Source organism: Achromobacter pulmonis (genome assembly GCF_002885955.2).
GTDB classification, from domain to species: Bacteria; Pseudomonadota; Gammaproteobacteria; order Burkholderiales; family Burkholderiaceae_B; genus Achromobacter; species Achromobacter pulmonis_A.
In genome coordinates this window covers 415,113-426,836 of record NZ_POQS01000008.1, presented here as the reverse complement: position 1 = coordinate 426,836, position 11,724 = coordinate 415,113, and the positions used below count along the sequence as shown (strand labels likewise).

Annotated in this window: 14 protein-coding genes; 2 read left to right on the top strand and 12 right to left on the bottom strand. The window is 63.2% G+C overall.

Annotated features, from left to right (window positions below; all coding sequences use genetic code 11):
* Nucleotides 1-88 precede the first annotated feature (88 nt).
* From C1I89_RS28545 to C1I89_RS28505, 9 genes are all read right to left on the bottom strand, one after another.
* Nucleotides 89-442 (bottom strand): DUF3085 domain-containing protein, encoded by a 354-nt coding sequence (locus C1I89_RS28545; RefSeq protein ID WP_006226010.1) that lies wholly within the window; start codon nucleotides 440-442, stop codon nucleotides 89-91.
* A 141-nt stretch (nucleotides 443-583) separates the two neighbouring features.
* Nucleotides 584-1,396, bottom strand: a complete 813-nt coding sequence (locus tag C1I89_RS28540; protein WP_006226009.1) for a hypothetical protein — start codon at nucleotides 1,394-1,396, stop codon at nucleotides 584-586.
* A gap of 287 nt (nucleotides 1,397-1,683) precedes the next feature.
* Nucleotides 1,684-1,962: a hypothetical protein gene (locus C1I89_RS28535; RefSeq protein ID WP_003108989.1), complete on the bottom strand. Its 279-nt coding sequence runs from the start codon at nucleotides 1,960-1,962 to the stop codon at nucleotides 1,684-1,686.
* 96 nt (nucleotides 1,963-2,058) lie between these two features.
* Nucleotides 2,059-2,796, bottom strand: coding sequence for a hypothetical protein (locus C1I89_RS28530; protein ID WP_003098947.1), 738 nt, complete (start codon nucleotides 2,794-2,796; stop codon nucleotides 2,059-2,061).
* Nucleotides 2,797-3,009: 213 nt separating this feature from the next.
* Nucleotides 3,010-3,402, bottom strand: a complete 393-nt coding sequence (locus tag C1I89_RS28525; RefSeq protein ID WP_003098949.1) for a hypothetical protein — start codon at nucleotides 3,400-3,402, stop codon at nucleotides 3,010-3,012.
* Nucleotides 3,403-3,423: 21 nt separating this feature from the next.
* Nucleotides 3,424-3,636: a hypothetical protein gene (locus tag C1I89_RS28520; protein ID WP_003116833.1), complete on the bottom strand. Its 213-nt coding sequence runs from the start codon at nucleotides 3,634-3,636 to the stop codon at nucleotides 3,424-3,426.
* A 337-nt stretch (nucleotides 3,637-3,973) separates the two neighbouring features.
* A complete protein-coding gene (locus C1I89_RS36035; RefSeq protein WP_003108988.1) occupies nucleotides 3,974-4,285 on the bottom strand; it encodes a hypothetical protein in 312 nt (103 codons plus the stop codon).
* Between the two features lie 336 nt (nucleotides 4,286-4,621).
* Nucleotides 4,622-5,122: a signal peptidase II gene (gene lspA, locus C1I89_RS28510; protein WP_003098955.1), complete on the bottom strand. Its 501-nt coding sequence runs from the start codon at nucleotides 5,120-5,122 to the stop codon at nucleotides 4,622-4,624.
* Between the two features lie 3 nt (nucleotides 5,123-5,125).
* Complete coding sequence (locus C1I89_RS28505) at nucleotides 5,126-8,038, bottom strand: heavy metal translocating P-type ATPase (protein WP_003098961.1); 2,913 nt, start codon at nucleotides 8,036-8,038, stop codon at nucleotides 5,126-5,128.
* A 91-nt stretch (nucleotides 8,039-8,129) separates the two neighbouring features.
* On the opposite strand from C1I89_RS28505, the gene cadR reads away from it, so the two are divergent.
* Nucleotides 8,130-8,528 carry a Cd(II)/Pb(II)-responsive transcriptional regulator gene (cadR, locus tag C1I89_RS28500; protein ID WP_003098965.1) on the top strand — a complete coding sequence of 133 codons (399 nt, stop codon included), beginning with the start codon at nucleotides 8,130-8,132 and terminating at the stop codon, nucleotides 8,526-8,528.
* Nucleotides 8,529-8,595: 67 nt separating this feature from the next.
* On the opposite strand, the gene C1I89_RS35470 is transcribed toward cadR, so the two are convergent.
* On the bottom strand, nucleotides 8,596-8,958 hold the full coding sequence (locus C1I89_RS35470; protein ID WP_196588568.1) for a DUF3703 domain-containing protein: 363 nt from the start codon (nucleotides 8,956-8,958) through the stop codon (nucleotides 8,596-8,598).
* A 24-nt stretch (nucleotides 8,959-8,982) separates the two neighbouring features.
* Entirely contained in the window at nucleotides 8,983-9,219 is a 237-nt protein-coding gene (locus tag C1I89_RS35465; protein ID WP_003098970.1) for a hypothetical protein, read from the bottom strand.
* Nucleotides 9,220-9,603: 384 nt separating this feature from the next.
* Here C1I89_RS35465 and C1I89_RS28490 point away from each other — a divergent pair, with 384 nt between their 5' ends.
* A complete protein-coding gene (locus tag C1I89_RS28490) occupies nucleotides 9,604-10,239 on the top strand; it encodes a cation transporter (RefSeq protein WP_003098972.1) in 636 nt (211 codons plus the stop codon).
* Nucleotides 10,240-10,962: 723 nt separating this feature from the next.
* On the opposite strand, the gene C1I89_RS28485 is transcribed toward C1I89_RS28490, so the two are convergent.
* On the bottom strand, nucleotides 10,963-11,724 hold a 762-nt coding region (locus tag C1I89_RS28485), incomplete at its 5' end, for a DNA topoisomerase (RefSeq protein WP_181391073.1).

Here is an 11,724-nt window from a genome sequence, read left to right as displayed (position 1 = left end):
TCCGCGCAGCCTTCCCCGGTAATACTCGATGAACCAAAAGAAAGCCCCCGGTGTGGGGGGCTGCGAGAGTCGAGTGGCGGTTGCCGCGCTATGCGGGAGGCACCACCTCCAGCGACAGATGTGTGGCGGTGGCCGACAGCATCAGGTCGTCTTCGGTGTGCAGGATGCGCGTGAATACGCCGTCCTTCGGGTCGAAGTACTCCCCGAAGTCGTCGCCGCCCAGTTCGGCGCGCGCCAGTTCCCACCAGTCGTCGAACGGGTCGGTATCCGGGTTGCAGCCGACGGCATAGGCCAGCAGCTTCACACGCCCATCCGGGCGGCGCTCTCCCTGCTCGGCGAGGAAGTACACGCCCTGGTCCTTGACCAGGATGACGCGGCATTGGCTGGCGATGGCCTCGGTCAGCACGGGGCGCAGGTCGGAGCCTTTGAATCGCAGTGACATGGTTGAAATCTCCTATGTGGAATAGAGAAAAGGCCCTCCATCCGCATGGATGGAGGGCCTGTGGGCACATGGCCCATGGGCGAAACTTCGTGGCGGGACCCACGGGTCAGCCGTAGAACCGGCAGGATTCAGTTTCCGGCGTCATGCCGGCACCGCCTGGCGCTGCCGGGTAGCCTTGGCGTCGATCACGCTCACATCGATCAGGCGCCAACGTCCGTCGTCGATGAGTCGCTCCAGCACTTCGCCGAGCATGTCGAAATACACCTCGTCATGCCGATCGACCAATTCGCCGTCGCGATGCAGCTCCACCACGTAGGTGTCGCCGCCTCGGTCGTACAGCACCGTCACCCGGCCCTCGAACTTCGCGGTCGAGACCGTGAAGCTGATCGCCGGAGGCGTCTCGATGATCTTGGACGGCGTCGGATCGACCCAGGTGAAATCCCGGGCACCCGCATCGACCAGCATGTGGGTGATGCGCCGGAAGCCATCGGGCGCCGGCATTTCCTCCAACTGCTGGATGAGCTGACCCAGCTCCATGCACTGCGGCTCGGGAATGGGCAGCTTGGCCGGCGCGGAGCCGAGGATGTGCGTCTTGACGGTGTAGGGAATGCCGTCGGACGTCATCTCGGTGCGCTCTTCCGGCGTGTCCGCCCGCAGCCCATCGAAACGGCGCCGTGCGTAGGGTTGGACATGCACCTTGGCGCCTTCGTCGGGGACGGTGGTCACCAGCTTGGAATCGAGCACAGCGAACTCGCTCGGCTTGAGCTTGACGACGATGGCATCGTCGGTGATGGCGACTACCTTCCCGTCGAAGGGCTGGGGGTCGACGGCGAAGCCCAATGTCGAAGATTGCGGCTGATCGTCGAACACGCGGTACTTGAACGACCGCACGTTGCGGGGCACGTGGCCTGCGACTAGCGAAGGCATCATGGATTTGATGAGGGAACGGTCCATGGGAATCTCCTTGAGGAAGAAACAAGGGATTCCCCGCCCGCAAGGGAGAGGTCCCTTGTGGGTGGTGTGGATGGACGCGGTACGTCCGTGGAAAACATCGACCAGCACGGCTTCCCGTGCTTGCAGCCTTGAAGGTCTTGGCTGCCTGGGCATGTGTCGGCAACGCCGACGAACATGGGGCAAGAATGGCCCGGGAGTAAGCGGCCCGCTTGCAGGAAACGGCACCCCATCGCACCCGCTTTCCAGCGCTGCGGGCGAGAAAAAGCCCCTCGAAAGGGGCTTGGGGGTCAGGCTTCGTACACGAAGTAGTGTTCTCGCTGACGCGGGAAGAACACGTGCTTCCACGTGTCGCCGCTTGTGTTGCCACCGTCGAATACGACCATTTCGTAGTCGTCAATGTCGGTGTCCACCAGATCGGCGCTGTCGATATGGCGCATGTGCAGCGTACCGCTCATGCGCTCGAACACCAGGATCTGGCCGATGGCGTCGTCCTGGCTCATGGCGTTGACGCAGGCTCCAAGCTGATTCTCGAAGTCGGGCGTGGGCAAGATGAGATCGGGGAACATGAGATTGCTCCTATGGAATTGAACCAGCCCGGCTCCTGGTGGGAGGCGGGCTGGCATATGGGGGATAAAGGGGAAGGCTTGCGCGTCGCGTGTCTGCTAGGTCTCGGCCAGTGGCAAGCCCAGTAGCGCGGGTGCGTCGGCATCGAGGATGAGGATGCGCACATCTGCCTGGCCGGCCAGTTCAAGGATGTTCGCCAGGTCGTCAGGCATGCCCTTGTCGCGGTGCTCCTGTCGAAGCTGCTCAGCACTGATGCCCTCGGCATATTCCAGGTTCTTGTCTGTCCAGGGCGTGGAGATCAGCTTGACGCCAATCGCCGGGCTGTACGGAACCCGAAAGGCGATGAACAGAAAAGCCTCCGGCGTGGCGAGGTCTGCCAGGTTGGCGAGGTACTGGCCGGTTTCCTGGCAGATGTGCGCGCTGCTGACTTCCCAGCACCGGCTGTAATAGCCGGTCTCGAAACTCAACCGCTGCACCACGTCTCGCGCGGCTTCGGCCGAATAGGTATCACCGACATGGACCGGGCGGCCGTCGAGGTCGTCGCCATGGATGGCATAGACCACGGCGCCCACCACGCCTTCGCCGTTGATGCCTTCAACAGCATCACATTCAGCAATCAGCTCGTCGCTGATGGCGTCAGTGCCGCTTTTGATCAACGCGAAGTCGCTGGTGACGATGCAAGGCGATGAGATCAGGTCGTTGTCGGAAAGATGCGCTTGGCTCGTGTGGATGGATCGCCAGACATGCGGGCTTCCGTCCCCGTAGCAGATGCACAGCGTTCGGACGACTCTCAGATTCCAGTAGCCGCGTACAAAGGGATTGGGATTCTGGGTCATGGAATTTCTCCAGATTGAATAATGGAGCCAATTCCCGCCACCGGGAATTGAACCCCGGTGGGTTGAAAGTGGAAAAAGCGTCAGGCGGCACTGATCGAGGGCTTTGGGCCAATCGGCGCAGGCTGACGGAAGAAAAATCGAGGGACATGGCCGCGTGGACGCATGTCCCTCATGGGCAGTGAACAAAAAGACGGTGGTATGCCGCAGACCGGCTCACCAACCGCTGTAGTTCACCAACAGATCGGCGATGACCTTGCGGCGTTGCAGATCGAGACCATCGAAGTCCGACAGTCCTTGGAAGTGGCAGCGCTTGAGCATGGCACCGCCCTCGCGCGCGTTGTAGAAGCTGAACATGGCGGACAGGAACATGCGTTCCCCGCTGCTCAGGACGCCGAGTGCGTCGTTGGCACGCAGCATGTCGGGACGCAGATCCCACTTGCTCTTTGCCTGGTTCAGGCCTTCGCGCGTGCCGTCGCCAAACCATTGCGGGCCTGCGATCTCGACGCCGCGCTTCCAGACCTCGAAGAAGGCTTGGGGCGCGGCGGCGAAATGCTGCTCTTCCCGCATGATCTGATCGACGACTTCCTGGGGCAAAAGCTGGTTCATGACGTGGTTCCTCCAGTTGGATCAGGGTGTGGCGAGCTGGGACCAGCCGCCTCTTTCGAGGGCACGTTGAGCCGCGGCATAGCTGCGGAAGTACTGGCAGGATTCCCGCGAAACGGGACCTTCTGTATCGCGCGTGCCGATGTAGTGGCCGGCGGCGCTATGCAGGATTTCGAGCGGCAGGAACTTGCCGCAATGGATCAAGGCCAACTGGCCGAAAGAGGCTTGCTGGGACATGGACGGGCTCCTTGGAAAAAGCGGGGCCTCGTCCCTCACGGGATGGCAGCTCCCGCACGCGGTTGAGAAAAAAGCATCGGCGTCACGGGTGACGCGCGTCCGCAGACTCGATGCGATGGCGGACTGGCGGGTAGCGCGGAAAGAATCCGCGGCAGCCTGGAAACTCTGGCTGCTGGCATGGTGCTGACGAATCAGCGACACATGCGGGCAGCTTCATGCGCGAGGCGAGCCGCGTCAGCCGGAAATCGGCATTTGCAACAGCCCCGATTGGCGAACGCGGAAAAAAGAAAGCCCCGCAATAAGTGCGGGGCTGTCAGGAGGATGAGGCGAAACTGGGTCAGCGAGGCCTGTCGCCCAGTACATGCTGCTTCCACAGGGCGAATGCCTCGTCCGGTCCCAGCTCTGCGAGGATGACGATGGGCTGGCCCCGACGGGCACGCAGCGATGCGAAATACGCTGGCCGGTCGGCGATGGCGTTGAGCTTGATGCCCTTTAGGAACAGCAACTGGCGGGGGCGAACTTTGGTGGTAACGCAGGCATGATTGCGCTTGTTTGGGGCAAAAGGGCCAGCGAAGCGGGCGGACACGGCCAGAAAACCGCGACGAACTACTTGTACTTGCCAGGCGAGGCGAACGGGTGACATCAGCATATCGCTATGCGGTAAAGAAGACCGTCCTAAAGCTTGCAGGATCCCGGCATAGCTTCATCATCACCTCTCCGTGACGGCTCATTGGAACGAAAAAGGCCAGCATCGCCGTGATGGACTTTCATAATTGCCAGGTCAACTGGCTTGCGTGCTGTTTATTCACAGCAAGGCATTGCGACGTCGTTGCAGCAATCGCCGCCATCGCAACAGGGCGTTGCAGCAAAAGCGGCGGTGGGCGCTAGCATGAGGGCCAAGCCGCGGCCGCTCATGCTGGGGGCCGTTCTCTTCAGATTGGTGTCCTGCACCGTGTGCATTGCGAATTTCCGGATCGTCCCAATGTCACTGGGACTCCTTTGTGGCGGCCGGGTTCTCCACGCTCATGAACGACTGGGCCACCAGCGCGATCGCCCCGCCCACGATGGCCATGTCAGCGATGTTGAAGGCGGGCCAGTGCCAGCCGTGCAGGTGAAAGTCGATGTAGTCGATAACGTGCCCGCGCGTGGCGCGGTCGAACGCGTTGCCCAATGCGCCGCCCAGAATGAGGCTGTACGAAAGGCCTTCCGTTTTGCGCAGCGGCCGGGAGAGCAGCCATGCGAGCCATGCCGATATTGCGAACGCGATCGCCAGAAAAAACCACCGCTGCCAGCCGCCCGCGCCAGCAAGGAAGCTGAACGCCGCGCCGGGATTGAGAGCGTGAACTAGGTTGAAGAATGACGCCACCTCGTGCGACCAACCCAAGGGAGTTGTCGCGTCAATGTAGCTCTTAGCTGCCTGATCGCCGGCGAATATAACGATCGCGAGTGAGTACCACTGCGTCTTGCGAAGAGATGGTTCATCCATTGTTCATGCCGCCTTGAACTTCAGGAGGCGCAGCCCATTGACGACAACCAAAAGACTTGCCCCCATGTCAGCGAACACAGCCATCCACATGGTGGCATGCCCTGTGAACGTCAACGCAAGGAACACCGCCTTGATGCCAAGGGCCAGAACGATGTTCTGCGTGAGGATCGCCGCAGTGCTACGCGACAGCCGGATGAAGGCGGGGATCTTGCGCAGGTCGTCGTCCATCAGGGCGACGTCGGCTGTTTCGATCGCGGTGTCGGTGCCGGCCGCGCCCATGGCGAAGCCGATGTCGGCACGGGCGAGCGCGGGCGAATCGTTGATGCCGTCGCCCACCATGCCCACCTGGCCCTCGCCGCCGACCAGGCTTTCGATGGTCTTGAGCTTGTCTTCGGGCAGTTGGTCACCACGGGCTTCAGAGATTCCGACCTGGGCAGCGATGGCCGCGGCCGTGTGCTGGTTGTCCCCCGTCAGCATCAGCGTGCGCACACCCAGCGCCTGCAGGTCGGCCACCGCCTCACGGCTGGTTTCCTTCACGGTGTCGGCCACTGCAAAAATGCCGAGCACGGTCGCATCGTCCATCAGCAGGATCGCTGTCTTGCCTTGGCGCTCCAGGGTCTCCAGCCGAGCCTGGAGCGTCGCTTCGCTCAGGCCCAGCTCCTGGGCGAGCCTGTGGTTGCCCATGTGCAACATGCGCCCGGCGACGCGGCCGCGCACGCCGCGGCCAGGCAGCGCCGCGAAGTCGTCGACCTCGTGCAGCGCGATGCCGTCACGGTTCGCCTTGCGGGCGATGGCCTGAGACACAGGATGGTCCGAGCGTGCCGCGAGGCTTGCGGCCCAGGCGGCAACTTCCTGCGCCTCGCCGATCAGCGGCACGAAGTCGGTCTGCTCGGGCTTGCCATGTGTGAGTGTGCCGGTCTTGTCCAGGGCCAACGCCTTGAGCTTGCGCCCGCCCTCCAGGTAGACGCCACCCTTGATCAGGATGCCGCGTCGGGCGGCAGCGGCCAAGCCGCTGACGATGGTGACCGGCGTGGAGATGACCAGAGCGCAGGGGCAGGCGATCACCAGCAGTACCAGGGCCTTGTAGACCCAGTCAAACCATGCGCCGCCGAAGGCGAGCGGCGGCACGACGGCAACCAGCACGGACACCGCGAACACCGCCGGCGTGTAGACGCGGGCGAACTGGTCGACGAAGCGCTGCGTGGGCGCACGGCTGCCCTGCGCGGACTCCACGGCATGGATGATGCGCGCGAGCGTCGAGTCGCTGGCGCCTGCGGTCACCTTGTATTCGAAAGAGCCGGTCTCATTGATGGTTCCGGCGAAGACCTGGTCACCTTCGGCCTTCTCGACGGGCAGGCTCTCGCCGGTGATGGGCGCCTGGTTGATGGCCGATCGACCCGAGGTGATCAGGCCGTCCAGTGCGATGCGCTCGCCAGGACGCACGCGGACCACCGCGCCCTTTGCGACCTCCTTGGCCGGCAGCTCTGTCCATGAGCCATCGGCCTGCCGCACGGTCGCGGTCTCGGGCGCCAAGTCCATCAGCCCCCGAATGGCGTTGCGGGCGCGGTCCAGCGACTTCGCCTCGATCACTTCCGCCAACGCGAACAGGAACATGACCATGGCGGCCTCCGGCCAGTGGCCGATCGCCATGCCGCCGGTGACCGCGATGGCCATCAGGGCGTTCATGTTCAGGTTGAGGTTCTTCAGCGCGATCCAGCCCTTCTTGTAGGTGCTGAGGCCGCCGGTGAAGATCGAAACCAGTGCCAGCACGATCACGGCCCAATGATTGCCGTCGTTGACCCAGTACACGCCTTCGGCGGCCACCGCCGCAACGCCCGAAACCGCCATCGGCCACCAATTGGTCTTGTGCGCGGCCACCGGGGCATCGCGCGGCTCATCAGTCCTCTGGACCTCGGCTTCCATGCCCAGCGATTCGATGGCTTCGACTGCCGGCTTGATCGCGTCGGGTGTGTGCCGAACCGTGAGCGTGCGCTGCATCAGGTTGAAATCCATTCCCTGCACGCCCGGCATGCCTTGCAGCTTGCCGCGGATCAGACTTTCCTCGGTCGGACAGTCCATCTTCGCGATGCGAAGTACCGTGGTGGCTGTCTGCATGTCCTGCCGCGCAGCCTGCATTCCAATGGAAGCAAGCGCCTTCTCGATCGGCGCTGAGGTCGCCAGCGTGTGCTGGACTCCCAGCACACGCTGCATCAGATTGAAGTCGAGCGCGGTCACACCCGGCAGCTTGCCCAGCCGGTCGCGGATCAGCGCTTCTTCCGTCGGGCAATCCATGTTCTCGATCCGGTACGTCACCCGCTCGCCGATCGGCGGCGCGGAAACGGCAGCGGTTGGTTGCTGCTGCAGGGCCGAGGATGGGATCACAGCCGCGGCTTCGATCGGCCCCGTGTGGCCGAAGGTCTGCTCCTTGGCGCGCATGCCGATCGAGGCCAGGACCTGCTCCATCTGCGCGCGTGCCTGAGCGAGGTGTTTCACCGACAGGGTGCGCTCAGCGAGGTCGAAGTCGAGGTCCTGAATTCCCTCGACTGCCCCGAGGTGCGAGCGGATGAGTTTCTCCTCGCTCGGGCAGTCCATGTTCTCGATGCGGTAGGTGGTCGACACGGCGGCGTCTCGGACAGCCTGAGCCTTCATGCCCACCGAATTCAGCGCTTGCTCCAAGGCATCGGCCGAGACTTCGCGGTGCGAAATGGTCAACAAACGCTGCGGAAGATCGAACAGGAGCCGCTCGACACCGGGCATGCCCTCCAGCGTTCGCCGCACCAGTGCTTCCTCATTGCGGCAATCCATGTTGCTCACGTGGAAAACGGTGGTTTCAGTGCTGGCCTGCTCACTGGCGCACGCCGTCTGTTGGCCATTGCCGCCGGAGCAGGCGCATGGGCTGGAAGGTTCTTTGTTCATAGATCGCTCTTCATTGACAAGGTTTTCCCCGGATGCCATCATTAGAAAACCTCTAGTAGATATAGAGTCAAGTTTTTTATAGGAAGCAACCATGATGCGGATCGGTGAACTGGGCAAGAAGGCAGATTGCTTGGTGCAGACCGTGCGCTTTTACGAGTCAGAAGGCTTGCTGCCCGAGCCTGCACGTAGCGAGGGCAACTTCAGGCTCTATGACGAAGTCCATTTGCAGCGCTTGCTGTTCATCCGCCGCTGCCGGGCGAAGGACATGACGCTGGATGAGATCCGTCAACTGCTGAACTTACGGGATCGGCCAGAGTTGGGCTGCGGCGAGGTGAACGCGCTGGTCGACGCTCATATCGCGCAAGTGCGGACCAAGATGAAGGAATTGCGCGCCTTGGAGCGCGAGTTAATGGATCTGCGACGCTCCTGCGATAGCGCCCGAACCTCGCGCGAGTGCGGCATTCTCAACAGCTTGGCCGAGCCCGCCTGAAGCTCGAGCGTGTCATCGGTGCTGGAAGTGATCGGGTCCAGTTCTGAGAGCCACGTGCCGCGCTCCATCATGCGAAAGCGCGCGGTTCTGACGTTTTGAGACGGCGTGCGACCGAGGGCGTGGCCCACAGGAGCCAGCGCGAGCCGGACGACCTGCGCGCCGCAATCTCCGCCACCTTACGGGTTCTCCAGGCCAGACCGAGCATCGCGGCGTGGCTGCGCAGGTGCAGGTGCAGGCCAAGGTAGCAGTGCGCCACGACGCGGCCCGACTCATGGGCACGCCACGCAACTCGCGATCGCTTCGCAAGAAGCCGCAAGGCCCGACTCGCGCAAGAATGCGACGTGGGCAAGATCGTATAGCCAGCAGCGCAAGCGTTTGCCGCTGCTGGCCGGCTCCGGAAGGGATAGACAAGCTGCGGGCCGTAGTCCATTGGAAAGTCCATCTTTCTTGAGTGTCACTCTTTGGCGCCCAGCGTGTGCTTTTGCGACCGGAAAGCGCTGAACAAGTGGCCCCCGGGCATCCAGAAATCGCCGTAGTTGACTTGGGCGTCTTCGTGCTCACGCTTGTGATGCCAGCGATGGGCTTCAGCCACCCCGATCAACAATCCCAACGGCCCGACCCGGTATCCCAGATTGGAGTGCTGGAAGGCCAGATGCACGACCAAGAAGCCGAGCCATGCGCCGACGGCCAACCACAGCTTGGAACGCCGCTACTGGCTCAACGGGGAGTGGAAAGGCCGCCCGCCCTCTAGCAAGGCGGCACAAGCGAGCGCGACGATCACTGTGAGTAGCTCCGTCGGAAAAGACGGCCGGCCGGTCGCGAGCTCGCCGAAGAGCACAACCGCAGTGGCGCCACGGATCAGTGGATAGCAGCCATACCGGATGACAGTCGCAATGAAGGGGGCGCATTGGTGCTCATCTGTTCTGTCCTAAAGCTCTGACTGGATTGGAAAACCTTCTAGCTACGGTAGAGTCAAGGGCGTCCGGGAAGACCCTGTGGCAAGTTCGTTGCATCTGCGCCTTGACTCTCCAGCCGCTACAGGCTTCAGCATCCATCGATTTGGAAGGAACAATGCATGGCTGAAAACCACAGAAATCACGAAAACGACGAGTTGGGCCGCCTAGATGCGAGCGATGCGAAGGACCGAAAGATTCTTCTGACTGTGTTGCTGATCAACCTGACGCAGTCCGCCGCCGGCATTGCCCTTGGCATCTGGGCTGGCTCTACGGCGCTGATGGGCGCCGGGTTGGACAACCTCGCCGATGCGTCGGTCTATGCGGTTAGCCTGTATGCCGTCGGTCGTGCGGCAACGGTCAAGGTGGGCGCGGCCCGCTTGTCGGGTTTCTTGCTAATCGGCCTGGCCGCGCTGCTGCTGTTGGAAGTCCTACGCCGCTTCGCTGGAGGGGAAGAGCCTGTCGGCCCAGCCATGATGGCCATGGCCGCGCTGAACGCGGCTTTGAACCTAGTGTGCCTCAGACTACTGCGCCGCCATCGCGGGGAAGATGTGAACTTCAAGGCGTCAGCGATCTTTACCAGCAACGACTCCATCGTCAATGGTGCGATTGTGCTGTCCGGGGTGCTGGTGATGGGGTTCGGGTCGAACATCCCGGATCTGGTGCTGGGCGTCATCGTGGCCGCAATCGCAGCGAATGGGGGGCGGGAAATCCTGCGCGAAGCATCGGAAACAGCTCGCCGTAAGGCGGGCACATAAGGCATGTTTTCGCCCAGTTCATCCCGAGGTTTACCTCTGCAAAAGAGGTAGTCCAGCCTTTGGGCTACGGCCTCGGCTGCAGCCGAGCGTACCATTGGCGATGGCCGCGCGATAGGCGGGCATGCCGTTCTCGACCTCCGTCTGCCGTACAGCAGCGGTGCGCAAGGTTGAGGGTGCATGTCGTCTCTCCTGTTCGTGTGGCCCAGGCCAATGGCCGGGCCGGGACGTTGATGGGCAGGAGAATGGCGCCGAAGGCCCAACGGCCTTCGGCTCGGGAGAAAAGAGGAACCACCCGTGGGCTGATTGGCAGGCCCGGTCGTCGCTAGAACCGTCTGCTCATCAAGCAATCACACCCGGCCCATGTCGTGGCTGGGGCCGGCATCGTCTGGCGCACATCCGCGCACAAAGGGAGCCCGTTTTTGCACCGGCGGGCACCGGCACCGATTACCGCTGACCACGAAGGGTCTCCCGGTGGCTCGTGCAGCCTGGCAAGCCACCGGGAGACCCTTCGCAGAGGGCGGAAGAAACGCAGATCAACAGAACGCGCGTGGTGCGGCTCGCAGAGAAGCTACCTTCAGGTCCCGCGGCCGGGGACGGCTGGGCGGGACGCGCACACGGATCAAGAAGGCGTTGCGCGCTGGGCGTCCCGCAGGGCATGCGGCGGAGTGCGGGACAGGGGCCACGCCGCCGAAGGCGGGCACGGCTCACGGGGAACGGGGGCGGTCAGGAGCCTTTGCGGCCGCTACGGCGCGGGCGCGAGGCGCCGCGCTTGGAGCTGCCGGATTCGACTGGCAGCGTGCCTTTGCAGTCCGGGTAGCGGCTGCACGACCAGAACGGGCCGCTCTTGCCGCTGCGCTGGCGCGTGGGTGCGCCGCACTGCGGGCATGCCGGCCCTTGGGGAACCTTGATGGACAGGGAGGCGCTGCCGTACTGCGCAATCAACTGCGAAATCCACGCGGCCTGCTTGCCGATGAACACGTCCAGGGTGAGCTGTCCGGCCTCGATCATGTCGAGCGCCTGTTCCCAGACGGCGGTGGTGCCAGGGTCGGCAATCGCCGCAGGCACGGCATCGATCAAAGTGAAAGCCGCATCCGAGGCGCGGATGGCGCGCCCCTTCTTCACGAGGTAGCCGCGAGCGATCAGGCCGCCGATGATGTTGGCCCGCGTCGCTTCGGTGCCGATGCCAACCGTATCCTTGAGCTTCTGCTTCAGGCGGGGATCGGACACCAGCTTGGCGACGCCTTTCATGGACTTGACCAACTCGCCTTGCGTGTACGGTTTGGGCGGCAGCGTCTTGAGTGCCTTGAGATCGACGTCGGCCACCTGGCATGCCAGGCCCTCATACAGTTTCGGCAGCGCGGGCAGCACCTGGGCGCGGACCGCAGTATCGCCCTCGCCATCACCGTCTTCGGCCTGCGGCTCGGCGAGCACCTGGCGCCAACCCGGGATGACAACCTGCTTGCCCGTGGCCGCCAGGTTCTGCCC

Coding starts and splice junctions, on each gene's coding strand:
- C1I89_RS28545 (WP_006226010.1), bottom strand. CDS start 442: ATGTCACTGCGATTCAAAGGCTCCGACCTGCGCCCCGTGCTGACCGAG.
- C1I89_RS28540 (WP_006226009.1), bottom strand. CDS start 1,396: ATGGACCGTTCCCTCATCAAATCCATGATGCCTTCGCTAGTCGCAGGC.
- C1I89_RS28535 (WP_003108989.1), bottom strand. CDS start 1,962: ATGTTCCCCGATCTCATCTTGCCCACGCCCGACTTCGAGAATCAGCTT.
- C1I89_RS28530 (WP_003098947.1), bottom strand. CDS start 2,796: ATGACCCAGAATCCCAATCCCTTTGTACGCGGCTACTGGAATCTGAGA.
- C1I89_RS28525 (WP_003098949.1), bottom strand. CDS start 3,402: ATGAACCAGCTTTTGCCCCAGGAAGTCGTCGATCAGATCATGCGGGAA.
- C1I89_RS28520 (WP_003116833.1), bottom strand. CDS start 3,636: ATGTCCCAGCAAGCCTCTTTCGGCCAGTTGGCCTTGATCCATTGCGGC.
- C1I89_RS36035 (WP_003108988.1), bottom strand. CDS start 4,285: ATGCTGATGTCACCCGTTCGCCTCGCCTGGCAAGTACAAGTAGTTCGT.
- lspA (WP_003098955.1), bottom strand. CDS start 5,122: ATGGATGAACCATCTCTTCGCAAGACGCAGTGGTACTCACTCGCGATC.
- C1I89_RS28505 (WP_003098961.1), bottom strand. CDS start 8,038: ATGAACAAAGAACCTTCCAGCCCATGCGCCTGCTCCGGCGGCAATGGC.
- cadR (WP_003098965.1), top strand. CDS start 8,130: ATGATGCGGATCGGTGAACTGGGCAAGAAGGCAGATTGCTTGGTGCAG.
- C1I89_RS35470 (WP_196588568.1), bottom strand. CDS start 8,958: ATGGACTACGGCCCGCAGCTTGTCTATCCCTTCCGGAGCCGGCCAGCA.
- C1I89_RS28490 (WP_003098972.1), top strand. CDS start 9,604: ATGGCTGAAAACCACAGAAATCACGAAAACGACGAGTTGGGCCGCCTA.